This is a genomic window from Archangium lipolyticum (assembly GCF_024623785.1).
GTDB classification, from domain to species: Bacteria; Myxococcota; Myxococcia; order Myxococcales; family Myxococcaceae; genus Archangium; species Archangium lipolyticum.
Map to the genome: position 1 here is coordinate 95,339 of NZ_JANKBZ010000017.1, position 25,239 is coordinate 120,577.

At 66.1% G+C, this 25,239-nt stretch carries 22 protein-coding genes; 16 read left to right on the top strand and 6 right to left on the bottom strand.

Going from position 1 to position 25,239, the window contains the following annotated elements; all coding sequences use genetic code 11:
- Positions 1–2: 2 nt before the first annotated feature.
- Positions 3–1,049: a LacI family DNA-binding transcriptional regulator gene (locus NR810_RS31000; protein ID WP_257458004.1), complete on the bottom strand. Its 1,047-nt coding sequence runs from the start codon at positions 1,047–1,049 to the stop codon at positions 3–5.
- 241 nt (positions 1,050–1,290) lie between these two features.
- On the opposite strand from NR810_RS31000, the gene NR810_RS31005 reads away from it, so the two are divergent.
- From NR810_RS31005 to NR810_RS52240, 8 genes are all read left to right on the top strand, one after another.
- Positions 1,291–2,970 (top strand): ribulokinase, encoded by a 1,680-nt coding sequence (locus NR810_RS31005; RefSeq protein ID WP_257458006.1) that lies wholly within the window; start codon positions 1,291–1,293, stop codon positions 2,968–2,970.
- A gap of 47 nt (positions 2,971–3,017) precedes the next feature.
- Positions 3,018–4,520, top strand: a complete 1,503-nt coding sequence (araA, locus tag NR810_RS31010) for an L-arabinose isomerase (protein ID WP_257458007.1) — start codon at positions 3,018–3,020, stop codon at positions 4,518–4,520.
- 51 nt (positions 4,521–4,571) lie between these two features.
- Positions 4,572–5,546 (top strand): ABC transporter substrate-binding protein, encoded by a 975-nt coding sequence (locus NR810_RS31015; protein WP_257458009.1) that lies wholly within the window; start codon positions 4,572–4,574, stop codon positions 5,544–5,546.
- A 28-nt stretch (positions 5,547–5,574) separates the two neighbouring features.
- The gene (locus tag NR810_RS31020) at positions 5,575–7,122 is read left to right on the top strand and encodes a sugar ABC transporter ATP-binding protein (protein WP_257458010.1); all 1,548 of its coding nucleotides are present in this window, start codon (positions 5,575–5,577) and stop codon (positions 7,120–7,122) included.
- Complete coding sequence (locus tag NR810_RS31025) at positions 7,119–8,168, top strand: ABC transporter permease (protein ID WP_257458011.1); 1,050 nt, start codon at positions 7,119–7,121, stop codon at positions 8,166–8,168. The genes NR810_RS31020 and NR810_RS31025 overlap by 4 nt, the downstream gene beginning before the upstream one ends.
- Positions 8,168–9,280: a galactofuranose ABC transporter, permease protein YjfF gene (gene yjfF / locus NR810_RS31030; RefSeq protein WP_257458013.1), complete on the top strand. Its 1,113-nt coding sequence runs from the start codon at positions 8,168–8,170 to the stop codon at positions 9,278–9,280. The genes NR810_RS31025 and yjfF overlap by 1 nt, the downstream gene beginning before the upstream one ends.
- 45 nt (positions 9,281–9,325) lie before the next feature.
- Positions 9,326–10,024, top strand: a complete 699-nt coding sequence (locus NR810_RS31035; RefSeq protein WP_257458014.1) for an L-ribulose-5-phosphate 4-epimerase — start codon at positions 9,326–9,328, stop codon at positions 10,022–10,024.
- Positions 10,025–10,211: 187 nt separating this feature from the next.
- Positions 10,212–12,977, top strand: a complete 2,766-nt coding sequence (locus tag NR810_RS52240; RefSeq protein ID WP_306818652.1) for a PKD domain-containing protein — start codon at positions 10,212–10,214, stop codon at positions 12,975–12,977.
- A gap of 362 nt (positions 12,978–13,339) precedes the next feature.
- On the opposite strand, the gene NR810_RS31050 is transcribed toward NR810_RS52240, so the two are convergent.
- Positions 13,340–13,885 (bottom strand): GNAT family N-acetyltransferase, encoded by a 546-nt coding sequence (locus NR810_RS31050; protein ID WP_257458015.1) that lies wholly within the window; start codon positions 13,883–13,885, stop codon positions 13,340–13,342.
- 515 nt (positions 13,886–14,400) lie between these two features.
- Here NR810_RS31050 and NR810_RS31055 point away from each other — a divergent pair.
- On the top strand, positions 14,401–14,835 hold the full coding sequence (locus NR810_RS31055; RefSeq protein WP_257458016.1) for a YciI family protein: 435 nt from the start codon (positions 14,401–14,403) through the stop codon (positions 14,833–14,835).
- 36 nt (positions 14,836–14,871) lie between these two features.
- Here the strand turns inward: NR810_RS31055 and NR810_RS31060 are convergent, their stop codons facing one another.
- The gene (locus tag NR810_RS31060; RefSeq protein ID WP_257458017.1) at positions 14,872–15,879 is read right to left on the bottom strand and encodes an SDR family oxidoreductase; all 1,008 of its coding nucleotides are present in this window, start codon (positions 15,877–15,879) and stop codon (positions 14,872–14,874) included.
- 94 nt (positions 15,880–15,973) lie between these two features.
- Between NR810_RS31060 and NR810_RS31065 the strand changes: the two genes are divergently transcribed.
- The 4 genes from NR810_RS31065 to NR810_RS31080 all read left to right on the top strand — a co-directional run bounded on the left by NR810_RS31065 (position 15,974) and on the right by NR810_RS31080 (position 19,682).
- The gene (locus NR810_RS31065) at positions 15,974–16,867 is read left to right on the top strand and encodes a LysR family transcriptional regulator (RefSeq protein ID WP_257458018.1); all 894 of its coding nucleotides are present in this window, start codon (positions 15,974–15,976) and stop codon (positions 16,865–16,867) included.
- A gap of 72 nt (positions 16,868–16,939) precedes the next feature.
- Positions 16,940–17,737 (top strand): AraC family transcriptional regulator, encoded by a 798-nt coding sequence (locus NR810_RS31070; RefSeq protein WP_257458019.1) that lies wholly within the window; start codon positions 16,940–16,942, stop codon positions 17,735–17,737.
- A gap of 88 nt (positions 17,738–17,825) precedes the next feature.
- Positions 17,826–18,215, top strand: coding sequence for a VOC family protein (locus NR810_RS31075; RefSeq protein ID WP_257458020.1), 390 nt, complete (start codon positions 17,826–17,828; stop codon positions 18,213–18,215).
- Positions 18,216–18,467: 252 nt separating this feature from the next.
- Positions 18,468–19,682, top strand: a complete 1,215-nt coding sequence (locus NR810_RS31080; RefSeq protein ID WP_257458021.1) for a glycosyl hydrolase family 8 — start codon at positions 18,468–18,470, stop codon at positions 19,680–19,682.
- 440 nt (positions 19,683–20,122) lie between these two features.
- Here the strand turns inward: NR810_RS31080 and NR810_RS31085 are convergent, their stop codons facing one another.
- The gene (locus NR810_RS31085; protein WP_257458023.1) at positions 20,123–21,688 is read right to left on the bottom strand and encodes a sensor histidine kinase; all 1,566 of its coding nucleotides are present in this window, start codon (positions 21,686–21,688) and stop codon (positions 20,123–20,125) included.
- 629 nt (positions 21,689–22,317) lie between these two features.
- Between NR810_RS31085 and NR810_RS31090 the strand changes: the two genes are divergently transcribed.
- Genes NR810_RS31090 through NR810_RS31095 form a run of 3 tightly spaced genes read left to right on the top strand, consistent with a single transcriptional unit; the run spans position 22,318 to position 23,436 of the window.
- Entirely contained in the window at positions 22,318–22,803 is a 486-nt protein-coding gene (locus NR810_RS31090; RefSeq protein WP_257458024.1) for a hypothetical protein, read from the top strand.
- A gap of 17 nt (positions 22,804–22,820) precedes the next feature.
- On the top strand, positions 22,821–22,976 hold the full coding sequence (locus NR810_RS52875) for an HNH endonuclease signature motif containing protein (RefSeq protein WP_407653855.1): 156 nt from the start codon (positions 22,821–22,823) through the stop codon (positions 22,974–22,976).
- 22 nt (positions 22,977–22,998) lie between these two features.
- The gene (locus tag NR810_RS31095) at positions 22,999–23,436 is read left to right on the top strand and encodes an SMI1/KNR4 family protein (protein ID WP_257458025.1); all 438 of its coding nucleotides are present in this window, start codon (positions 22,999–23,001) and stop codon (positions 23,434–23,436) included.
- Positions 23,437–23,576: 140 nt separating this feature from the next.
- Here NR810_RS31095 and NR810_RS31100 read toward each other — a convergent pair whose 3' ends face one another.
- Both NR810_RS31100 and NR810_RS31105 read right to left on the bottom strand, forming a co-directional pair.
- Entirely contained in the window at positions 23,577–24,806 is a 1,230-nt protein-coding gene (locus NR810_RS31100; RefSeq protein ID WP_257458026.1) for a M56 family metallopeptidase, read from the bottom strand.
- Positions 24,796–25,176 carry a BlaI/MecI/CopY family transcriptional regulator gene (locus tag NR810_RS31105; RefSeq protein WP_257458027.1) on the bottom strand — a complete coding sequence of 127 codons (381 nt, stop codon included), beginning with the start codon at positions 25,174–25,176 and terminating at the stop codon, positions 24,796–24,798. Before NR810_RS31105 ends, NR810_RS31100 begins: the two co-directional genes overlap by 11 nt.
- Between the last annotated feature and the right edge of the window lie 63 nt (positions 25,177–25,239).

The window sequence follows — 25,239 nt, forward strand, 5'->3', positions numbered from 1 at the left end:
CCTCAGCGCGCCTTCGCCGGGGAGGTGCTCTTGCGCAGGATGAGCTGCGTCGGGACCACGACGTGCTCCTTGGTCCGCGTGGATTCCTCGAGCTGGCCGAGGAGGAGGTGGATGCAGCGCCGCCCGACCTCGGCGAAGTCCTGGCGCACCGTGGTCAGCGGCGGCGTGAAGTACGCGGCTTCGGGGATGTCATCGAAGCCGACGATGCTGATCTGCCGTGGCGTCTCACGGCCCACCTCGTGGAGCAGGCACAAGAGCCCCAGGGCCATCTGATCGTTGGCCACGAAGACCGCCGTCACGTCGGGCGTCTGGATCAACTGCCGCCCGAGCTCGTAGCCGGAGTGGGCGCTCCAGTCGCCACGGAGCAGGGGAGGAACCGGGGCGCCGGCCTTCTTCAGCGCCGCCCGCCAACCGGCGACCCGTTGCTCGGCCTCGATCCAGTCCGCTGGCCCGGCGATATGCCAGACAGTTCGATGACCCAGGTCGAGCAGGTGCCGCGTGGCGGCCGTGGCGCCTCCGAGCTGGTCAACGGCGACCATGGGCACCGGACTGTTGGAGCCGGCCTCGACCGTGACCACGGGGACGCCGGGTGGCAGGTGCCGCAGCGCCTCCACCGCCGTCTTTTGCGGGGCGATGACCACGACACCATCCACTCCCTGGTTGCGCAGGCGTAGCACCGCATCCAGGACCGAGGCCCGGTTCAGCGACCGCAGGCTCGTGATGCTGACCGAGTAGCCCGCGTCGTGCGCTGCTTCCTCGATGCCGATCAGGGTCGACGCGGGTCCGTAGAGCGCGGTGTCGAAGCTGACGACCCCGATCACCATCGTCCGCCCCGTGACCAGCGCCTGCGCCACCGAGTTCGGCCGGTAGTTGAGCTGCCGGATGGCGTCGAGAACGCGCTGGCGGGTGTCGCCTTTCACATGCGGGCTGTCATGCAGCACGCGGGAAACTGTTTGATGGGAAACACGAGCCAGCTTCGCGACATCCGCCATCACGGGCGGGCGGCTCTTGCGATCTTGGGTCCTGCGTCCCGTCTGGGATCCACTCATTGTGACAGCCTATATCCTCATGGCCGGCTCCGCTCTTGGAGACAGGCTCGATGCCTGTCCAGGTCGGCCGGAGGGTTGTGCAACGCGTCATGCGTTGGCGCGTCGCATCATGCTTTACACGCGTCAGGATTGTAAGCGCTTCGCTTGACGCCCCGCATGTTAGCGCTCACAATCCGCCGCCATTACCGGGTTCGCTCGAGCCCGGCCGCTCCCACTCATTGCTGTTCTCTTGGAGGTCCCCATGAAGCGCGAGGCGTTCGTCATCGGGATTGATTTTGGAACGGACTCCGTCCGGGCGGTGGTCGCCGACGCGTCGGACGGGGAGGTGGTGAGCGTTTCGGTCCAGCACTATCCCCGCTGGGCGAAGGGGCTCTACTGCGATCCGAGCGAGAACCGGTTTCGCCATCACCCCCTCGACTATCTGGAGACCCTGCACGCCTCGATCACGGAGGCGCTTGCACGGGCGGGGAAGGACGTTGCGTCCAGGGTTCGTGGCATCGCGGCGGACACCACCGGCTCGACGCCTGTCCTCACCGACCGGCGCGGTGTGCCTCTCTCCCTCACGTCTGGGTTCCGGGAGAGCCCGGACGCCATGTTCATCCTGTGGAAGGACCACACCTCGGTGGCCGAGGCGGAGCGCATCAACCAGACCGCGCGGACCTGGGGCGGAGCCGACTTCACGAGGTACGAGGGCGGCATCTACTCCAGCGAGTGGTTCTGGGCGAAGGCGCTCCGGATCGTCGAGACGAATCCCGCCGTGGCCCAGGCCGCGGTCAGTGTCCTGGAGCTCTGTGATTGGATACCCGCCGTCCTGACGGGGTGTGACGAGCTCGGGAAGATCAAGCGCAGCCGCTGCGCCGCGGGGCACAAGGCGATGTGGCACGCCGAGTTCGGCGGATACCCCGAGGACGCGTTCCTCGCCCGGCTCCACCCGCGTCTGGTCGAGCTCAAGGCCTCACTCGGAAGGGAGACCTTCACCTCGGACATTCCCTTCGGCACCCTCTGCGCGGAGTGGGCGACGAAGCTCGGCCTGCCGCGGGACACCGTCGTCGCCGTGGGAGCCTTCGATGCGCACATGGGCGCCGTGGGCGGAAACATCAAACCGCGCCAGCTGCTGAAGATCCTGGGGACGAGCTGTCTGGACATGGTCGTGGTGCCCAGGACGCAGGAGCCGGAGAAGCTGGTCCCGGGCATCTGTGGTCAGGTCGATGGCTCCATCATCCCGGGAATGCTCGGCTACGAGGCGGGGCAGTCCGCCTTCGGTGACGTCTACGCCTGGTTCAAGAAGCTCCTCGGCTGGCCTCTCGAGGCGATCCTCCCCGCCCTGGCAGGAGGGGACGCCGCAACGAAACAGCCCCTCGCCGACGCGCTCCTGGAGCGTGTCATTCCGGAGCTCGAGCGGGCCGCGAAGGACCTCCCGCTGGAAGACAATTCCCTCCTGGCCCTGGACTGGATGAACGGGCGGAGGACGCCTGACGCGAATCAGCGCCTCAAGGGAGCCATCACCGGCATCAACCTGGGGACGGACGCTCCGCGGCTCTACCGGGCCCTGGTCGAGGCGACGGCCTTCGGCTCGCGCGCCATCGCCGAGCGCTTCAAGTCGGCGGACATCCGGCTCGACAGTGTCATCGCCATGGGCGGCGTGGCCAGGAAGAGCCCCTTCATCATGCAGACCCTGGCCGACGTGATGAACATGGACATCGCGGTCTCGGCGGGCGATCAGGCCGTGGCGGTGGGTGCGGCGATGTTCGCGGCGACCGCCGCTGGCCTCCATCCCAGGGTCGAGGCCGCACAGGAGGCGATGTCGCCTGGCGTCGAGCGGACCTACCGGCCCGACCCCGAGCGCGCCAGGCACTACGCGTCGCTCTACCAGCGCTACCTCGAGCTCGGTGGCTTCGTGGAGAAGCAGCTGACGCAGTAGGCCCCCATGTCCAGGCCAGGACCGGAACGAGAAACAGGAGCAGGGTCATGATCGATTCGAAGAAGCAGGAAGTCTGGTTCCTCACCGGAAGCCAGCATCTCTATGGTGATGCGGCGCTGGCGACGGTCGCCGCTGATTCACGGAAGATCGCCGAGTCCCTCGACGCCTCCGGGAAGCTTCCCGTCCGCGTGGTCTGGAAGCCCACGCTCACCGATCCCGAGGCGATCCTGAACGTCTGCCTGGAGGCGAACAACGCGCCGAACTGTGTCGGCGTCATCACCTGGATGCACACCTTCTCGCCGTCGAAGATGTGGATCGCCGGGCTCTCGCGCCTCCAGAAGCCCCTGGCCCACCTCCATACCCAGACGGAGCGCGAGCTCCCCTGGGACAAGATCGACATGGAGTTCATGAACCTGAACCAGTCCGCCCACGGCGACCGCGAGTTCGGGTTCATCGGCGCCCGGCTGCGGCTGGAGCGGAAGATCGTCGTCGGTTACTGGAAGGACGAGGACGTCCTGGCGAAGCTCGACGGTTGGGCGAGGGCGGCCTGTGGCCTCGCCGAGTCGCGGCGCATGAAGATCGTCCGCTTCGGTGGCATGAACATGCGGGAGGTGGCCGTCACCGGAGGCGACCGCGTCGAGGCGCAGATCCAGTTCGGCTGGTCCGTGAACGGCTATGCCGTGGGTGACCTGGTCGGCCGCATCGCCGACGTGAGCGATTCCGAGATCGATGCCCTGGTCTCGGAGTACGAGGACACGTACTCCCTCGTTCCGGCCCTCAGGAAGGGAGGCGAGCGGCGCATGGGGCTGCGCGATGCCGCGCGGCAGGAGATTGGAATGCGCGGCTTCCTCGAGGAGGGCGGCTTCAGCGCCTTCACCACCACGTTCGAGGATCTCCATGGGCTCAAGCAACTGCCCGGCCTCGCCTGTCAGCGGCTCATGGCGAAAGGCTATGGCTTCGGTGCGGAGGGCGACTGGAAGACGGCCGCCCTCATTCGCATCATGAAGGTGATGAGCGCGGGGCGGCCCGGCGGCGTCTCCTTCATGGAGGACTACACGTACCACCTGGCCAAGGGGAACGAGCTCGTCCTCGGCGCGCACATGCTCGAGGTCTGCCCGTCCATCGCGGAGGGCAAGCCCTCGCTCGAGGTCCATCCCCTCGACATCGGTGGCAAGGCCGATCCCTGCCGCCTCGTCTTCGCGGCCGGGGCCGGCCCCGCGCTCAACGCGACCCTCGTCGACATGGGCGGCCGCATGCGGATGATCGTGAATGAGCTCGACGTCGTGAAGCCCGAGAAGCCGATGCCGAATCTGCCCGTGGCGCACGCCGTCTGGCGGCCCCTGCCCGACTTCAAGCGGAGCTGCGAGGCCTGGATCCTCGCGGGTGGCGCCCACCATGCCGGCTTCAGCCGCGCCGTCACCGTCTCCCAGCTCCAGGACTTCGCGGCGATGGTGGGCATCGAGTTCATCCACATCGGCAGTGGAACCGAGCTCTCCACCCTCAAGAACGAGCTCCGTTGGAACGACCTCGCGTACCGGCTGGCCCGGTAGGCGAGCACGGTTTTTTCACCCCCCCAGACAGCACGAAGAGAGAGGCGACCTATGAAGAGAGCCCTGTTCAACGTAGCGTCCGCAGTCCTTCTCATCCTTGCGTTCGGCCCGGGCCTCGCCCTGGCCAATGGCAAGAAGATAGTGCTCGGTTTCTCCCAGGTCGGTGCGGAGAGCGAGTGGCGCACGGCCAACACCCAGTCGATCAAGGATGCCGCCGCCAAGGAGGGCATCACCCTGAAGTTTTCCGACGCACAACAGAAGCAGGAGAACCAAATCAAGGCGATCCGCTCCTTCATCGCGCAACGCGTGGACGTGATTGCCTTCTCGCCCGTGGTCGAGACCGGCTGGGAGCCCGTCCTCCGGGAGGCCAGGGCCGCCAAGATTCCCGTCATCCTGACCGACCGTGCCGTCTCCTCGAAGGACGAGTCGCTCTGGGTCACCTTCCTGGGCTCGGACTTCGTGGAGGAGGGCCGCCGCGCCGCGAAGTGGCTGGTCGACTATCCGCCGGTCAAGGAGCTGGCCGCCAAGGGTGAGGTGAACATCGTCGAGCTCCAGGGCACCGTCGGCTCCGCTCCCGCCATCGACCGCAAGAAGGGCTTCGAGGAGGTCCTGAAGGATCATCCGAAGCTCAAGATCATCCGCTCGCAGACCGGCGACTTCACCCGTGCGAAGGGCAAGGAGGTCATGGAGGCGTTCCTCAAGGCCGAGGGCAAGAAGATCAATGTCCTCTACGCGCACAATGACGACATGGCCATTGGCGCCATCCAGGCCATCGAGGAGGCCGGCCTGCGGCCCGGCAAGGACGTGATCATCGTGTCCATCGACGCGGTGAAGGGCGCCTTCGAGGCGATGATCGCCGGCAAGCTGAACTGCACGGTGGAGTGCAGCCCGCTGCTGGGGCCGCAGCTGATGAGCCTCGCGAAGGACGTGGTGGCCGGCAAGCCGGTGCCCCGGCGCATCGTCACGCAAGAGGGTGTGTTCCCGCAGGAGACCGCCGCCAAGGAGTTCCCGAGCCGCAAGTACTGACACCCATGCCTTGAGCGAGGAGGCGTCCATGACCGAAGCCGTTCCGGTGCTCGAAGTGAAGGGGATTTCGAAGCGCTTCTCCGGTGTCCAGGCTCTGCGTGGTGTCGACTTCCGCCTCTTGCCGGGCGAGGTCCACGCGGTGGTGGGCCAGAATGGCGCGGGCAAGTCGACGTTGATCAAACTCCTGACGGGCGTCCATCGCCCGGACGCGGGACGCATCCTCCTCCAGGGCGGCGAAATCAAGCCCAGGAGCCCGAGCGAGGCCCGGAGGCTCGGGATCAGCACGGTCTACCAGGAGGTGAACCTCTGCCCGAACCTCTCGGTCGCGGAGAACATCTGCCTCGGTCATGAGCCCTCCGAGGCCTTCGCCATCCGGTGGAAGCAGATGAACCGGAAGGCGGAGGCCCTCCTGGCGGACCTCAACATCCACATCGACGTCACCGCACCGCTCTCCGCCTATTCGATCGCGGTGCAGCAGGTGTGCGCCATCGCCCGCGCGCTGAGCACACAGGCGAAGATCCTCATCCTCGACGAGCCCACCTCGAGCCTCGCCGAGGATGAGGTGAAGATGCTCCTGTCGGTCATGAGGAAGCTCAAGGCCCAGGGGATGGCCATCCTCTTCGTCACCCACTTCCTCGATCAGATCTTCGAGATCTCCGACCGTGTCACGATCCTCAGGAACGGCGAGCTCGTCGGCGAGTACCCCATCGCCGAGCTGTCGCGCATCGAGCTGGTGACCCGGATGGTCGGCCGCGAGGTCGCCGAGGCGGGCCCGGGCAGGGCCAAGAGCGCCCGCCCCTCGTCGACGGAGGATGGGACCCGGGACGAAGGGAACGATGAATCCGAGGCGCCCTTCCTCAGCGCGGAGGGGCTCGGACGAAGGGGCTCGGTCCAGGACGTGGGCCTGGAGGTGAAGCGGGGTAGGGCGCTGGGCATGGGCGGTCTCCTTGGCTCGGGGCGGACCGAGATCGCCCGGCTGCTCTTCGGCATCGATCGGGCCGAGCAGGGTTCCATCAAGATCGAGGGGAAGTCGGCGCAGCTCTCCTCACCCTTGAAGGCCATCCAGCATGGCATTGGCTTCTGCCCGGAGGACCGTAAGCACGAGGGCATCGTGGGCGAGCTGTCGATCCGCGAGAACATGGTGCTCGCCCTGCAGGCGAAGCGAGGCATCTTCCGCACGCTCTCCCGGAAACAGCAGGACGAACTGGCGGCAACCTACATCCAGGCCCTCGGCATCAAGACTCCCGATGCGGAGAAGCCCATTTCCCAGCTCTCGGGCGGAAACCAGCAGAAGGTGCTCCTGGCGCGCTGGCTGGCCACCGACCCGCGAATGCTCATCCTCGACGAGCCGACCCGTGGCATCGACGTGGCGGCGAAGCTGGAGATCATGGAGAAGGTCATGGAGCTGTGTGACAAGGGCATGGCCATCCTCTTCATCTCCTCGGAGATCGAAGAGGTCCTCTGCTACTCGGATCGCATCGCCGTCATGCGCGACCGCCGCAAGGTGGGCGAAATCGAGGCGGGCGAGGCGGACGAGAGCACGGTGTTCCGGATCATCGCGGGAGGCCAGGCATGAACCGCACGTCCGAGCTCCTGCGAGGTCTGGCCAGGGGACGGGTCTTCTGGCCGCTGGTCACACTGGCCCTGCTCCTGCTGTTCAACCTGGCCTTCAATCCCCACTTCTTCTCCATCACCATCCGGGATGGGCACCTCTACGGAAGCCTGATCGACATCCTCAATCGCGCCTCGCCCCTGATGATCATCGCCATGGGGCTGACGCTGGTGATCGCCACACACGGCATCGACATCTCCGTGGGCGCAGTGGTGGCCATCTCGGGGGCGGTGGCGGCGACGATGATCGGCGGCCAGCTGGACCTGAGTGGCGGGGCACAGGACGCGGCCGGGTATCCCTTGCCGCTCGTCATCGTCGTCACCTTGGCCGTGGCGATGCTCTTCGGGATGTGGAACGGCATGCTGATCTCCTTCTTCGGCATGCAGCCCATCATCGCCACGCTGATCCTCCTGGTGATGGGGCGCGGCGTGGCCCAGCTCATCACGGGCGGTCAGATCATCACCATCTACTACACCCCCTACTTCTTCATCGGGAATGGCTTCCTCGCGGGGCTCCCGTTCTCGCTCTTCATCGTGGCCGCCGTGTTGGCGCTGCTCCTGCTCCTCACCCGGAAGACCGCGCTGGGCCTCTTCATCGAGGCGGTCGGCCTCAACCCCGTCGCCGCCCGCTTCGCGGGAGTCCGCGCGCGTGCCATCACCTTCTGGGCCTACGCCTTCTGCGGCCTGTGCGCGGGGATCGCGGGCCTGATCGTCAGCTCGAACGTCAAGAGCGCGGACGGCAACAACGCGGGACTGCTCTTCGAGCTGGATGCCATCCTCGCGGTGGTCCTGGGTGGTACCGCGCTCAATGGCGGCCGGTTCACGCTGGTGGGCAGTGTGCTGGGGGCTCTCATCATCCAGACGCTCACCACGACCATCTACTCCGTCGGCGTGCCGCCCGAGGTGACGCTCGTCGTGAAGGCGGCCGTCGTCTTTCTCGTCAGCATCCTGCAGTCCGACAAGGTGCGAAACCGCATCGCCACGCTGGGCAAGCTCCGGGAGGCACTGTGATGAACGATGGAAACTCCGCTGCTTCCGCCGCGGCATTCCCCGCTCTGACGCCGGCGCATCCGAGGCCCCGCCTGGACCCGCGTTACCTGCCGCTCGTGGTCACCCTGGGACTCTTCGTGGCGATGTTCGGGGCGGGCTCGGTCGCGTTCGAGGGATTCTTCTCGCTCCAGGTCTTCCTCAACCTCTTCGTCGACAACGCCTTCCTGTTGATCGCCGCGATCGGGATGACCTTCGTCATCATCTCCGGTGGCATCGACCTCTCGGTGGGCTCGGTGATTGCTCTGACCACCATGGTCCTGGCGACCCTGGTCGAGAACCGGGGCTGGAGCCCCGCGCTGGTCATTCCCCTGGTTCTGCTGATGGGGGCGGCCATCGGCCTGGTCCACGGGGTCGTCATCCAGTACTTCGAGGTCCAGCCCTTCATCGTCACGTTGGCGGGGATGTTCTTCGCACGGGGGCTCTGCTACCTCATCAGCATCGACTCGATCGCCATCACGGACCCGTTCTTCACGGAGGTCTCCGCGATCCGCTTTCCGCTGCCGTTCGACACCTCCATCTCCGTCAACGTCGTCATGGCACTGGTGGTGTTGGTGGTGGCGATGTACCTCGCCCACTACACGCGCTTCGGGAGGACCCTGTACGCGATTGGCGGGAGCGAGCAGTCCGCCCTGCTGATGGGCCTTCCGGTGGCGAGGACGAAGATCCTCACCTACACGTTCAGCGGCTTCTGCTCCGCCCTGGCGGGCATCGCCTTCACCTTCTACATGCTCTCCGGGTACGGGCTGCACGCGCAGGGAATGGAGATGGATGCCATCGCGGCGGCGGTGGTCGGGGGCACCTTGCTCACCGGTGGCTCGGGTTATGTCGCGGGCACCCTGGTCGGCGTCCTCATCTACGGCACCATCCAGACCCTCATCATGTTCGAGGGCAGCCTCAGCTCCTGGTGGACGAAGATCGTCATTGGTCTGTTGTTGCTCGTCTTCTGTCTGTTGCAGAGGGCGCTGGCGCGTGGTCCCCGGAGCAAGGAGCCCGCCCGCGCGACCCGAGAGGTCAACGGGCAGCAGCTCCCCGCGCCCACGGCCACCGAGCGGGCTGCCCATGCTGGCGGGTAGGCCGCGAGAACTCTCGAGCACCGAACCGAACCGCATCGAGGCCTCATGGAATCGAAATATCGCGAATTGAAGGAACGGGCTTGGGCCGCGAACATGGAGATTCCGCGGCGCGGGCTCGCCATCTACACCTTCGGAAATGTCTCCGCCCTGGATCCCGGGGCGGGCGTCTTCGCCATCAAGCCGAGCGGGGTCGCCTACGAGAAGCTCCAGGTGGATGACATGGTGGTGGTCGATCTCGAGGGGAGGATCGTCGAAGGCACCCTCCGACCTTCTTCGGACACGAGGACCCACATCGTCCTGTACCGGAACCTGCGAGGCCTCGGGGGCATCGTCCACACCCACTCGACCTACGCCACGGGCTGGGCCCAGGCCTGCCTGCCGATCCCCATCTACGGGACGACCCACGCCGACCACCTGGCCGAAGACGTCCCCTGCACGGCGCTCATGACCGACGACGCGGTGGGACGCGACTACGAGACGGAGACCGGGAATCAGATCCTGGAGTGTTTCCGGAGCCGGAATCCGTTGCATACCCCCATGGTCCTGGTGGCCGGGCACGCGCCCTTCGCCTGGGGAGAGACCGCCGAGAAGGCGGTCTACAACGCGGCTGTCCTGGAGGAGCTCGCGAAGATGGCGTTCATCACCCGCGGTCTCTCTCCCGACGCGCCCCGCCTCTCCGATCGTCTCATCCGCAAGCACTTCGAGAGGAAGCACGGCCAGAACGCGTACTACGGCCAGAAGTAGCCAGGAGGGGGTGAAAAGCTTGCGGACCTCGCAAACTTTGCGACTTTTCACTTTTTTGAGAGGCCTTTCCAGATTTTGAGAGACATAACACCCCTGGGAATCCAGGAGGTTGGAGGGCGTTCGGGAGTGGACGTTCCCGGTATGGCGATTGCTGGGGTCGCGGGTCCCAACCCGCAGCGAGGTACTCATGACCCCAACCCCGCCGTTCCGTCGAAGATGGGCGAGTTTCTGGCTCGCCACTCTCTTCCTCCTGGGCTGTAACCAGACAACCCCCCCGGCCGCCGCGCCCCGTCCCGCGGTGGTGGGCGCCAACGCCTTCACGGCGTTCGATGCCTGGGCGGAGCGCTACCTCAGAACGGGAGCCTCGGCCCGGCCGTCCCTCGTGCCCGAAGGCGAATCCCTTGCAATGACACGCCGGGTAGCCCTCTCGGCGCTCATCTCCGGGGATCCCCGTGAGGCGTTGCGGCACGAGCTGGCCTTCCATGTGCGCAGGGAGATGCCAGAGCAGGTGCTGCGGCATCTGGAGCAACCCGTCAGCGGCATGGGCGAGCTCAGCGTCCTCAGCGCCCTGCCTCCAGAGAGTGCCCCGGAGCACGAAGAGCACGTCGTGCGGTTCGTGACGCTCGCGGGCCGGACGTACCGGGCCTTCGTTCATGGCTGGCGGCTGGACCAGCCGAGCCAGAAGGAGATCCCCCTGCATGGCGTGGTGCTCGACGACCGCATGGCGGTGAGCGACAGCCCGGTGCGGGTGCTGGCTCCGGGAGAGAGCGTGCAAGGACTGCCGGTACGGCTGGACAGCTCGTGCGCTGGAAGGAACGTGAGCGCCGGGGGCGGCCTGCGCGTGCATGCCGGGGATGGGGTGATGGTGTTGTGCGAGCAGCAACGCCTGTCCGTGCTCAGCGAGTCCTTGAAGGACAAGGGTCGTGAGCAGGACCGCTCGGCGCTCGGCGTGTCGCAGCTCTCCGCCTGGACGGAGGGCCACAAGCGCTTGCTCCTCATCCTGGTGGACTTCAGCGACCTGCCCGGCGAGCCCGCCTCCGCCAGCGCCGTGCAGTCGATCATCAACACGACCGTGAGCAACTACTACAAGGCCAACTCCTACGGGCGCACCACGGTCGAGGTCACCGTGACGCCGGTGTTGCGGATGCCCGAGACGACCGCCTTCTACCTGCAAGAGCAGGACAACATCATGACCCTGCTGGAGCATGCGCGGGAGGCCGCGCTGGCCGCGGGCTGGGACACGGCGGGGTACGAGCTGGACGCCGTCGGGTTCAAGAAGATCTTCACCCAATGGGCCGGGCTCGGCTCGATAAAGGGCAAGGGGATGTGGGTCAACGGGGAGTTCTCCGCCCGGGTGTTCGCGCATGAGTTGGGGCACAACTTCGGCCTGAGTCACGCCAACGCCTGGATTCCGACGAATGGGCTGAGCATCGGCGCCGGCACGCTCCTGGACTACGGCCACCCGTTCGACACCATGGGCGCCAAAAGCACGTCGCTGTATGACTTCAATGCCTGGTACAAGACGTTGCTCGGGTGGATCGAGCCCACACAGGTGCAGACGGTGACGGCCAGCGGCACCTACCGCCTCCACGCACTCGAGCCCTCCGGTTCCAGCACGTATGCGCTGCGGATTCCGCGCCCCATTGGCACGAAGAGCTACTGGGTGGACTTCCGCCAGTCCGTCAGCGCGAACCCCTGGTTCATGAACGGGGTCTCCATCAACTGGGGCCATCCGACCAGCAATAAAGCGAGCCAGCTGCTCGACATGACACCCGGCAGCCCCAACGGCCGGAACGACTCCGCGCTCGTCATTGGCAGGACCTTCTCCGACGAGAACGCCGGCATCCACGTCACGCCGGTTCGTCTCGGAGGCACGCAGCCCCAGTCCCTGGATGTCGTGGTGAACCTGGGGAGCTTCCCGGACAACCGCGCGCCCCAGGTCTCCGTGACCGCGAGCGCCACCGCGGTGCCGCTCAATGGCTCGGTCGCCTTCACCGCCATCGCGGAGGATCCGGATGGAGACGCACTCGCCTACTCCTGGGACTTCGGGGATGACACCTTCGGGACCAACGGCCCCACCGTCTCCCGCACCTTCGACACCGCGCGGGACTACCGCGTCCGGTGCACGGTGACGGACATGAAGGGCCGGACCGCCAGCGCCTCCGTCCTGGTGAAGGTGGGCACGCCGAGCTCCTTCGTCCTCTCCGGGCGGGTGACGCACGGAGGTCTTCCCCTCTCGGACGCCATCATCTCGGATGGCACCGGCACTCGCGTCACGTACACGGACTCGGACGGCAGGTACACGCTCGCCCACGTGCCCTCGGGTCACCACACGCTGAGCGCCATCCGCCACGGTTACGCCCTCACGCGCGAATTCACCGTGCCGGTGGCGGTGTCTGGCACCCAGGATGGGTTGGACTTCACCGCGACTGCCATTCATAGCTACGCGATCCAAGGCCGGGTGACGCACGAAGGAATCGGAGTGGCCGGAGTGCGCGTGAGCGATGGCACCCGCTCCACCGTGACGAACAGCACGGGGGCTTACTCCCTGGAGGGCGTGCCGGAGGGCTTGCACACGCTCACGGCCACGCTGGCGGGCTGGCAGTTCATCCCGCAGGGCTTCACCCAGCCCGTCGAGGTCCTGGCCGGACCCGTCACGGGGACGAACTTCACCTCCACCGGCTGGTATGCCTACGGCAACATCCATGGAGCCAACGGGCCCGCCACCATCTCCGATGGGCTGAGGACCACCACTTCCTACTACAACTCGGAACAGGGACTCTGGGAGTACTTCCTGGGTCCCGTTCCGGCAGGGCAGTGGACGCTGACCGCCTCCATCCCGGGTGCGGTGGTCGAGCCGGCGAACTTCACCAATCCCGTCACCCTCGGGCCCTCCAGCAGGGGCTCCCTCGACTTCGTGGTCGCCGGGGCGGTCGCTGCCTCGCCACGATAGTGCGTGATGGGGGCCTGGTTGTTCCGCAACCGGGCCCTCATCCCCTCTACACGTGGAATATCCGTACGGTTAGAGGCACGCCCACTTCATGGCGGTGGTGCACATGCAGGACCTCGTGACAGAGCTGTCGACACAGCAGCTTCGCGACAGGCCAGGGGTCGTGCACGTCTGCCAATGGAGAGCCGCGCACGAGTCGCTTTTGACTCCTATGTCCAAGGGGTTGCGGTCACCGTACAAACCCCGCAAAACCCCGTCAATCCGTTGCACTCACGGCAGCTGGATTCCAGTGCTCCTCTTCAAATCCGTTGCACGTAGAGTAGAGCAACAGTCGCTCCCTCCGCGGGGGCCCATACCGCGTTCAGTCACGCTCGAGCACCGCGCGTGATACGCATCAGGAGCGCCAGGCCGTCAGGCGTCTCGACCACGCCCACGTCCCGGAAGCCCACCTTGCGGTAGCAGGCGATCGCCCGTGCGTTCGTCGGCTCCGGATCGGTCTGGATGCGGGTCACCCGCGGGTCCTTGAACAGAAACTCGATGAAGGCTTTCAGCATGCGCGTACCCAGCCCCTGGCCCAGGCGCTCGGGCAAGCCGATGAATTGGTCCACGCCCAGGGCATGCGGATCCGTCTCGTTCAGCCACCAGCCCTCGGATTGGTGGGCCATGACGCGGTAGGCCTGCACGAAGGCGACGGGCTCGCCGGCCTCGTACGCGAGGTACTGCACGACTCCGGCAGGCGCATCGAGCGGCAGCATGTCCGGCGGCGCGAGGCGCGGCAGATAGTCCTCGCGCACCTGCTCGGCCGTGGGCGCGGGTTCCCACCATTCCGTCACGTGCGGACGCGCCAGCCAGGTGTGCAGCAGAGGAAGATCCGATTCCGTGAGGGCACGAAAGGTGATGGCGGGTTCCATCCAGCCAGAATACCAGCACCGTCCAACTCCCCTCGACTCCGCTGAGGAAGACCCCTGACGAGTCTGGCTTCCTGCGGTCCGCCGCCGGTGCCAATCTGGGAGTCACTGTTCATGTGGACGACGAGTTCTTCGATCATCTCGTTCTGGATGGCAGAAATGGAGAACGAAGATGAAGACCATGGAAGATGACCTGCGTGCGGGCTTCGAGGAAGGCAGGTTCCAACCCCCTCCCATCAAGGCGTGGCCGCTGGCCCAGGCCACCGAGGCAGCACATCCTGTTGCCCCCAGCCGGCCTGCTCGGCTGACGCCGGAACGAGGCCACCCCGGTACGCGTGGTGTTGGGCTCCAAGCATAAGCACTGGAAATCACGACGGTTTCGTAGGCTGCCCGGTTACGGTGACGAATTCCGGGGGGGCGTGTCGATCCTTGCCAGGCTCGTTCGTCGCCATTCAGAAAGGAGACGCTGGCGGTCATCCTCGCCCGGAGCGTCCTCCCAACCCGAAAGGAAAACGACGATGCGCGTCATGGTGGTGGTCAAGGCAACGAAGGACTCCGAGGCGGGCGTGATGCCCGACGAGAAGCTGCTCACCGAGATGGGCAAGTACAACGAGGAGCTGGTGAAGGCCGGCGTCCTGCTGGCCGGCGACGGCCTCCACCCGAGCCGCAGGGGCAAGCGCGTGCGGTTCTCGGGCGGAAAGAAGAGCGTCATCGACGGTCCGTTCGCCGAGACGAAGGAGCTCATCGCCGGCTACTGGATCTGGCAGGTGAAGTCGATGGACGAGGCCGTGGAGTGGGCGCGCCGCTGCCCAGACCCCATGCCCGGCGAGGAGTCGGAGCTCGAGATTCGTCCGGTCTTCGAGGCCGAGGACTTCGGCAGCGAGCTCACGCCGGAGCTGCGCGCGCAGGAGGACCGTCTGCGCGCCGAGGTCGAGCGGCAGCGCGGGTCGTGACGCGCAGGGACGGGACCCCAGCTCGAGACCGGTGGGTCAGCAGGAAGTAGCGGGTGAGGGGAGCGCGACACCGCCCTCCAGGCAGCCGAGGCCGACCAGGGTGGTCCGGACGGCTTCGTCGAGCGGCGTGTGGGGCTCCCTGCCGAGCACGGCCAGGAGGCGCGCGTTGTTCATGTGGACCGGCGTTTCCCACAGGTAGCGCATCTCCCTCAGCTCCCGGAACAGCGGCATGAAGGGCGAGGCCAGTCCCAGCAACCACCAGGGGAAGGCGCGGACCTTCAGGTCCGGACGGCCGACGACCCGGCGGATGGCGGCGATCATCCGGGTTCCATCGTCGTCCCAGTGTCCGTTCATGTGGAACGTCGAGAAGGTCTCGAGCGCCTCCTCGCGCTCCACCAGTTGGACCATGGTCTCGGCGACGTCCGGGAGGTAGGCCCACTGGTGGCCGATGCCCCGCGGGCCCGGAGCGGTGATGGCGGTGACGGGCTGGCCAGGCTTGACCAGGCCCTGCGAGAACCAGTTGTTGGCCGCCCCGGGCCCGAAGAAGTCCCCGGCGCGGACGATCAACACCTTCGCCTCGCCTCTGGCGGCGGCCGCACGCAGGCGGCGCTCCATCTCGACGCGGATGGCGCCCTTGCGGGTGACGGGATGCTGTGGGGACGTCTCATCCACGTCCGGGAACGCGTCGGGTCCGTAGTTGTAGACAGTCCCCGGCAGGAGGATACGGGCGCCGCTCTCCCGTGCCGCCGCGAGGGTACTGTCCAGCATGGGCAACACCAGCTCGCCCCAATTGCGGTAGCCGGGCGGGTTCACCGCGTGGACGATGAGGGAGACGCCCCGGGCCGCGGCGACGACCTCCTCGGGGTGCATGGCATCCCCCTGGAACCAGGTGAAGCCGGTCTGGTCGCGATTGCCAGCCGCCACCCTGGCGGGGTCGCGGTGGAGGGTCCGGACCGTCCAGCCGCGCGCCTTCAGCCTCCGTGCGACCTCTCCGCCGATACCGCCGGTAGCTCCGAGGACGAGTGCATTCCGATTCCGAGTCATGTGTGTTCTCCGTTCGTTGTCCACGACAGGAACATCGCCTCCAGGGCCTCTGAACGCCATTGCATGAATGCGTGGGGTCGCTATACGGAAATGCATGAACCGCGTCGACCCGAGCTGGGACCTCTACCGGACCTTCCTGGCCGTTCTACGGGAGGGCTCGCTGTCCGGCGCCGCGCGCTCGCTGGGACTCACGCAGCCGACCATCGGGCGGCACATCGAGGCACTCGAGCAGGCGATCGGTTTCCAGCTCTTCACCCGCTCGCAGCGCGGCCTCGCCGCCACGGAGGCGGCCCTGGAGCTGCTGCCCTACGCCGAGGCGCTGTCCTCCACGGCGGCATCCCTGCTTCGGGCCGCCTCGGGCCAGGGTGGCACCGTGAAGGGCACCGTCCGGGTGAGCGCCAGCGAGGTCATGAGTATCGAGGTCCTACCGCCCCTCCTGACGGCCCTGCGAGAGCAGTATCCGGAGCTCGTCATCGAGCTCGCGGTCTCCAACACCGTCGAGGATCTGCTCCGACGCGATGCCGACATCGCCGTCCGGATGGTGGAGCCGAGCCAGGAGTCCCTGGTGGTGAGCCGCCTCGGCACGATCCCACTCGGGCTGCACGCCCATCGGAGCTACCTCGACCGGCGGGGCACGCCGAAGCGTTTCGAGGACCTCGCCACGCACAGCGTGATCGGCTTCGACCGGGAGACACCGGCCATCCGGAGCCTGCTCAAGAGCGTCCCGAAGTTCGACGTGGCCCGCTTCGCGCTGCGGACCAACAGCGACCTCGCCCAGTTGGCGGCGATCCGGGCCGGTTTTGGGATCGGCGTCTGCCAGGTCGCGCTGGCGAGGCGGGACCCCAACCTCGTCCGCGTGCTTTCGGATGCCTTCGAGCTGAAGCTCGGGACCTGGCTGGCGATGCACGAGAACCTCAAGTCGACCCCACGTTGCCGCATCGTCTTCGACGCGCTCGCCGTCGGCCTCAAGGGATACGTGGAGCGCTAGAAGATCCGCTCGCTGGCAATTCCGGTGCCGCTTCGGGCACGCTGTGTCCCGGGTCCGGGGAACAGGTGCGAGATGACAGCCGGTGCGCAGATGAGGGGCTACGAGGAGCTCGCGCCCCCCGCCAGCATGGCGGATGCGGTGGACGCGTTCTGGCGCTACTCCGCGCCACCTCGTGACGCCGGAGCCGGGCCCGAGCTCCACCGGATACTGCCGGACGGCTGCACCGACCTCATCTTCCATTTCCGTGACACGGGAGGCCCGGTGTGGATGGCCGCCCCGTCCCTGAAGGTGGTCGGCCCCATGGAGCGCTTCGCCCTCGTCACCATCGAGCCCGGCTCGGTGAGCCTGGGCATCCGGTTCAAGCCCGGGTGGGCGCTCCCGCTGCTCGGCGTGAGTCCCCGCGAGCTCCGTGGACTCAGTGTTCCCGTCGCGGACTGTTCGCCAGCCCTCACCCTGCTCCAGCGGCAACTCGAGGACTGTCGCTCACCTGCGCAGGCCCAGGCCCTCCTCCAGAAGAGCGTCGCCCGGCGGCTGGCGTCCTTCCGGGAGGCGCCTCGGCCCCGAGCCACCCAGGCCCTGCGCTGGCTCCAGTCCTCGGGAGGACTGGTGCGCATGTCCTCGCTGGCACGGACGCTGGGGGTGAGCGAGCGCACCCTGCACCGGGACGTGCTGGATGAGGCGGGAGTGCCACCGAAGCTGCTGGCCCGGGTGCTCCGCTTCCAGCGAGCCGTGGTGCTGCTGCGCTCCGGTGGAGGAGAGGACCTGAGCGCCGTGGCGCTCGCGTGCGGTTACGCCGACCAGGCGCATCTCTCGCGCGAGGTACGGGACCTGGCGGGCCTCACGCCCACGGCGCTCCAGCTCGAGGGCTGAGCCCTGTCCGATTCCTTCAAGACAGGCTGGGGTGGGTCGTGCGAATACAGCCGCACGCTGTTCCACCTGCGCACCGGAGTCCACCGCCATGAAGCTCGGCTACGTCATCCTCTACGTCTCGAACGTACCCGCCACCGTCGACTTCTACGAGAAGGCCTTTGGCCTGCAACGTCGCTTCCTCCACGAGAGTGGCCAGTACGCGGAGATGGAGACCGGCGCGACGGCGCTGGCCTTCGCCGCGGAGGAGATGGCGAAGGACAATGGCCTCACCGTGCGCTTCAACCGGCCGAAGGAGGACGCGGCGGCGGTGGAGGTGGCGCTCGTCGCGCCAGACGTCGAGGCCGCCTACGAGCGCGCGGTGAAGGCGGGCGCCCGGGCCGCGCAGCCGCCCAAGCAGAAGCCCTGGGGGCAGACGGTGGCCTACGTCAGGGACCTCGACGGAGTGCTCGTGGAGCTCTGCACGCCGATCTCCCCCTGAAGCGAGGGGAGGGCGGGGTGGAGGGAGACACGAAATCAACACCCCTGGCTTTCTCGAGCTCCTTGATCTTGATTCCAGCTCGTCAAATTTTCTCAAAAAGCCAATTGGCCATATGAGAATCTGGTGTGAATCATTTCCCTCTGGCGTTCGCTTCGACTCCTGTTACCCTCTCTCCGCTCTCGTTGCTGCCTGGAGGCCGCATCCATGTCCATTCCTTGCGTGCTGTCTTCATCATCAAGACGAACTGGGTCATTGAAGCATCTCATGCAAGGCTTTGCGCTGGCCTTCCTTGGCATCGCTGGCGCCGCACATGCCCAGAACCATCCGTTTGGCAGCCACCATCAGCCCTACCACTCGTCGACCTTGAGTGTTTCGGCCGGTGCGGCCGCGGCCGATAACGCGACGTCGGATTTCTATTGGAAGTGGAAGAGCCGCTACGTAGAAGCCGGTTGTCAGCCGGACGAGTACCGCATCCGGGCCAGCACGGGAGACGGCGCCCATGTCGTGTCCGAAGGCCAGGGCTACGGCATGTTGATCGCCGTGATGATGGCCGGACAGGACCCGCAGGCTCGTGAGATCTTCGACGGCCTGCACCGCTACAACCGCCGTCATCCCAGCCAGAACAATCCCGACCTGATGGCCTGGGCGCAGGATTCCAACTGTCGCGACATCCTCGACCACGACTCGGCCACCGATGGCGATCTCGACATCGCCTACGCGTTGCTGCTCGCGCATAAACAGTGGGGCTCCAGCGGCTCGATCAATTACGCGTCCGAAGCCACCCGAGTGCTCAATGCAATCGCGAAGAGCAATGTCAATCCGACCACCCGACTGGTCAATCTCGGCGATTGGGCCATGTTGCAGGAGGATCCCGCCTATTACTACGCCACGCGTAGTTCGGACTGGATGCTCGGCCACTTCCGCGGCTTCATCGGCCACACCAGCACCGACTGGTCGCGGGTGTTGAGCGCGCATCAGACGTTGATTGAAACGATGCAGACCCGATACGCCAGCTCGACTGGCCTGGTGCCCGACTTCATCGTCAACACGAACACCACGCCTCGCCCCGCGCCCGCCAACTTCCTCGAGGCTCCGCACGACGGCAGGTATTCCTGGAATGCGAGCCGCGTGCCGTGGCGCATCGGCATCGACGCGGCCATCAGTGGCGACACACGCTCGCGCAACGCGGCCAGCATGATCAGTCGTTGGATTCGCGGCAAGACCGGAGGCAAGCCGAACAACATCCGTGCCGGCTACTACCTCGACGGCCGCCAGATCGAGTCCTACAACGACATGGTCTTCATGGCGCCGTTCGCCGTCGCGGCCACCACGGACGCCGGTGGTCAGGCATGGCTGGACAGCCTGTGGAATCAGATCGTCTCCACCGGCCCCACCGAGGACTACTACGGCGACACGCTCAAGCTGCTGGTCATGCTGTGCGTCTCGCGTAACTGGATGACGCCGTAATCGGGCTCCTTGACGCCCGCTGGCATGGGCCCTGTTCAAACTCGGATTCACCTGAAGCAACCACCGCTCGGGCCAAGCTCACAGCCCAGCGGTGGCTTGTCTATATCAATCAACGTGTTCCAGACTTGTGCTTTCCAGAGCTCGCATCCAGTCGGACCAATGGGCCGGATCCATAGGCTGACCGTCTGAACCCAATTGAAGCCCCGATAGCAAGTCACCCAGGGCCACTGGCCTACCGACTCGGTTCCAGTAGTCTTCCAGGAAACGAGCCATTGCTTTGAACGCTGTCTTTTCGTCTACTTGCATTTCATCTCACCAGGTTCTCGACCGTTTCAATCCTTTGAAGCAACTCGAGAAAGCCATGTCGCGCCCTGGATAGATCAACCGAGCGGCAAGCGCAACGAAGGGTAGGGTGTCTGACACCTTGGGTGGGAGGCGTCTCATCCGTCCGAGGGCCCACCCAGGGGAAGCTCGACGACGAAGGTCGAGCCCAGCCCCGGTTCGCTGTGAACGGCGATGGAGCCGCCCAGTCCCTCGACGATCTGTCGGCTGATCCAGAGCCCGAGGCCGAAGCCCCCGTAGTGCTGGAGCGACACCGCCCGCTCGAACCGCTCGAAGATGCGCTCCTGGTCCCGCGCCGAGATGCCGATGCCATGGTCTCGCACGACCAGGCGCGTGCTCTTCCCCAGGCGCTGCAAGTCCACCTCGACGGGCCTGCCCGGTCCGTACTTGATGGCATTGGAGAGCAGGTTGCTGACGACCTGATCCAAGCGGAGCCGGTCCCACCTGCCGAGGACACCCGTGTCGCTCCTCAGGTGCAGCGAGCACCCCGCCCGGTCCAGATCCTCCTTGAACTGCCCCAGGACATCCTGGAGGACCTCTCCGAGATCCACTTCCTCAAGATGGAAGTCGAGCCGGTTCGCCGTGATGCGGGACACGTCCAGGAGGCTGTTCACGAGCTTCGCCAGACGATCGATCTGCCCGTGGATCCGCACGATCTTGCGGCCCGCGGTACCGTCCGTCTTCTCGCCTGTCTGTTCCGTGCGGTGTTCCAGGGCACGCAGGTTCAGCTTCACCGAGGTCAGGGGAGTCTTGAGCTCGTGAGAGGCGATGGACAGGAACTCGTCCCGGGCCGCGACGGCCTCCTTGAGCTCTCGGAGGAGCCGCTCCTTCTCCTCCTCCGCCTTCCGCTTGTCCGTCACGTCCCGTGTCACCTTGGCGAAGCCGCGCAGCCGCCCATCCGAGTCCCGCACCGCCGTGGTGACGACGTGCGCCCAGTAGCGGCTCCCATCCTTGCGGACGCGCTCGCACTCGGATTCGTGCCGGCCGTGGAGGCTCGCCGTCGCGAGGTCCTCCTCCTCCCTTCTCGCCCGCTGGTCCTCCTCCGTGTAGAGCCCCGAGATGTGCTGGCCGATGATCTCCTCGGCCGAATGGCCGTAGAGACGCTCGGCGCCCAGGTTCCAGGTCTCCACACGGCCGCCCGCATCCAGCATGAAGATGGCGAAGTCCTTCACCCCCGCGAGCAGCATTCGAAAGCGCTCCTCGCTCTCGCGGAGCGCCCGCGCGACCACGAGGTGCTCGGTCACATCCCGCGTGAAGCACCGGGTGTGGAGGAACTTCCCGCTCTCGTCGAAGCGGACGCTGGAGGTGATGGAGACCTCGCGCACGGAGCCGTCCTTGCACCGCAGCCGCGCCGAGTACTCCAGGAGCTTCTCCCCCCGCGTGAGCCGCTGGAGGATGTCCGCGATCACCTCGCTGTCCGCGTGGAACTCGGTGATGTTGTGGCCGATGTACTCCTCGGCCGTGTAGCCGAGCGGCTCGTAGTCCGACTTGTTCGCCCACAGGATGGTTCCATCGGATGCGACCCAGTGAAGGCCGATGGCGGCCGAGTCGACGAAGTCCGCCAGGGCATCCTGCGAGCGAGCGTGTCTGACTTCGATCGGGTCCTTTCCGCCACCTTCGAAGACAGGGAGGAGCGCATCATCCTTCGAGCACGAACGAATCATGGAGATCACGCGAATTGACGCTTGAGCGCTCCCGAGAATTTCAGCTCCGACACCGCCACGACGGACCGTCGTCTCTACCCGTTGGACGGGCCCATACAGGGCAAGCGAGCAGCCAGGCCGCCTGCCGGGGTACCAGGATGGACATCTGCGAGGACGCACGGGCGAGCATCACGGTCGTTGATGGAGCCCTCGCCGGACGTGAGCGGTGGGCGCGCACGTCCGGTGCGTGCTCCGCGTCGGTCCACAGTTCCCTGGGCGGGGCTTTCACAGGCGCGAACTCGATATAGCTGCCCCAGATGTTGGCCCTTGAAGGGTGGAGGCGGCGGGAATCGAAGCCGCTAAGGGGAGATCCGCCCTTCCTCGGGACCAGAGGCCCACCCTCGGTTTTCCCTCTGAAAATGGGGCGCCCATCTGTCCGGGCGAGTCCAGGCGCGTCCATTCCGGTTGGTCCTTTTTTGGGTGCGACTAGGAAATGATGTGGACCATGCTCCGCTCCCATGCCGGCCACGATCAGGAGAGGGCGCAAGCCGCCACCGAGCCATGAGCGCACGAGCCGAGCCCTTCAAGGGCTGCGCCCGTGGACGGTGACGCTGGTACTGGCCTTGGCCGCATGCGCAACGGACGATGGAATGCGGTGGGAGCAGGAGCCCGCCAGAGCGGTGGCGGAGGAGTCCTGCGAGTCGGTGGCCGGGCCCGCGCGGGTGGTGCTCGAGGCGGAAGGCCGACAGGTGGTGCTCCCCGCCCTGCCCCGGCGCGCGCCCGTGCATTTCTCCCAGGCTGAGTTCGAGCACTCCATGCGGTTGCTGGTGGCGCAACTCCCCGGCCCGCCCCAGCCCCTCTTCCACCGGCCGGGCAAGACTCCGAGGCTCTCTGCGGCCTGGCGAGCCTCGCGCTCCTCGCAGCTCGCCTGGTCGAGTTCGTGCTCCCAGTACGAGGCCCCTTCGCGCTGCGGGACTGTCCGAGAGCCTGAACTGCACCTGGACGAGGAGGAGCGGGCGGACATGGCGCTCATGTTCGCGTTCGAGAGCCTCTGGCCCGGTGTTCAGTCAGTAGTAGAGGCCTCGGTAGACCCGGAGCTGCGGTCACGGCCGATCCTCGTCTGGCAAAAGAGCTGAAGCTCTCTCCAGGAGAGATTGAAGCGTTGCCGACGAGCACTACTGCTCCAAGTGGTTATACATGGCATCACCACCAGGACGTAGGCAGAATGCAGCTCATTACGGATGGCGCACACCAGCTTGCGAGACCGCACACCGGAGGGATGTCCATCTGGGGAGGCGGATACCAATAGATTTTCGGATGGAGGAGTTCAAATGAGTGTTCGCTGGAGACCGCACGTCCTGAAAGCGCCAGGTTCCGTCAGTCCACATGAATTGGAGCGGATCGAGTCTGCATGGGGAGTCAAACTTCCCGATGACTACAAGCGGGTTGTATCCATGTATCAGGGCATGGCCCCCGAGCCCAATGGGTTCAGGGTTGGAAGAGGCGACAATGCATTGGGTGTGCTACTGACAGTCTCCGAACACGAGGGGAGGGAGAGCTACTGCATCATCAATTCATACGAAGTCATTCGCTCCCATGTCCCATCGGGCATCTTCCCCTTCGCCAGAACCCCTGGTGGAGAGGACCTGTGTTTTGACTACCGAGGCTCGCCCGAACAGCCTCGTATCGTCCTCGTCTCCGTCGAGGGCTCCGTCCACCCCGTCGCCAACAGCTTCCAGGAGTTCATGGACGGGTTGTACGACGACTGAAACTCTACTGGAAGCGGCGGGAAAGGAGCAGAGCGAGGGAGGTCATTCGCATGAACGCGAACCCTACCTGAGCCCGCTGGCCATGGCGGAGTTCCAGGTGAATGCGGCCCGGGGCCCTCGCGCCGCGTACGAACTGGTGCTTACGGTTGGGCGGGCCTCGCGGTCACTTCGCGCACGACGATCGCCAGGTCGAGGTTCCTGCCCTCGTCCTCGACCTTCAACCGCATGGGCTCGCCGAGACGGCCCTCCAGCATGGGCCGGGCGATCGTCGTCGAATCGATATCGATCTTGCCTGTCATTGCAACCCCATCGGCCGTGCCTGCTTTGGATACGGTGAATTCCAACGTCCATTTGACGCCATTCCGCTCGCTGCTGACCGCGAACGGTGTGCCCTCACGAACGCGGACGCGCGGGGCCGTCTTGGCCCCTGCCGTCGACAGGTCCATCGCGACCTCGTAGAGGACAGCGCTAGCAGCAGGGGCATTTTCGGCGCGGGCGAGCAAGCTGGCGGAACCGCCGGCAAGGACGAGGGATGCAACCGCGAGACGGCCGGCAAGGCGACGAAGCCTGCCAGGTGGGACCTGCTGCAAACTCATGATGCGCTCCTTGATGGGGTGATTGAACCGCCAAAGACAGGCAACGGTGGGGGGTGTTTCCGTGGAAAGCGTGTGCGACTTCAACAGGGCTTGGGAGTACGCGCGGCGCTGACCCGGGTTGCCGCGCAGCACGGCGGCGTCGCACGCGAGCTCCTGGTCGACGCGAAAGCGCACTGCCGCCCAGTGGATCAGCGGGTTGAACCAGAACACGCACTGCAAGCACACCTGGAGCAGGTTGACCACGGCGTCACCGCGCTCGGCGTGCACCTGTTCGTGCTGGATGATGAGTAACTGCTCGGCTGGCGTATAGCGCCGCGGAAAATCCGAGGGAACGATGACCTTGGGGCGCCACAGTCCGAGCGAGGCCGGTCCGGCGGTGGGCGACTCACTGAAATAAAGGCCTTCGCGCGGGGTGAGCGAACCCAGACCACGCACGAAGCGGACGTGCGCGCGCCAGAACCCCGCCGCGAGTATCAGGGCTCCCGCTCCCCACACGAGCAAGGCCACGGATAGCCACGGGATGCTGGCCTCGCGAAGAGCCGGCACGGCCGCACCCGAAAAGGTTCGCAGGGAGACCGGGACGGCCTGGGGCTGGACGCGCACGGCGGGCAGGAGCGCGACCGCGACGATCGCCGGAACCACCAGCCAGGTCTGGTACGCGAGGGTCGCACCGAACACGCGGCGCAGCGGTCCGCGCAATGCCAGCATCAGCAGGACGGCGGCGCTGAGGGCATAGGTCAGGCGGACCAGCGCGGCGACGAGCTCACTCGTCATCGCGCATTTCCTCGATCAGCCGCGTCAATTCAGCGAGGTCCGACTTGCTCAGCTTGCTCCGGCTCCCGAAATGGGCGACCAACGGTGCGATCCGGCCGCCGAACAGACGATCGAGCAGATTCTTGCTCTCGCTGGTCACCCATTCGTCGCGTTTCAGAACCGCCGTGTACAGGTAGCGCCGGCCGTCTTTTTCGGCGCGAATCGCCCCCTTCTTCAGCAAGCGATTCAGCAAGGTCTTGATGGTGGCCTCTTGCCAGTGTTGCTGGCGGACCAGGGCGCTGATGACCTGTTCGGCGGGGATTGCCTCGCCCGCGCGCCACAACACTTCCATCACCTGCGACTCGGCTTCGCTGATCGACACCCGGCTCATCGGTCTCGCTCCTCACCGTTTACGCCTGTAATCGGTCTGACGATTACGCCTGTAAACGCAGAA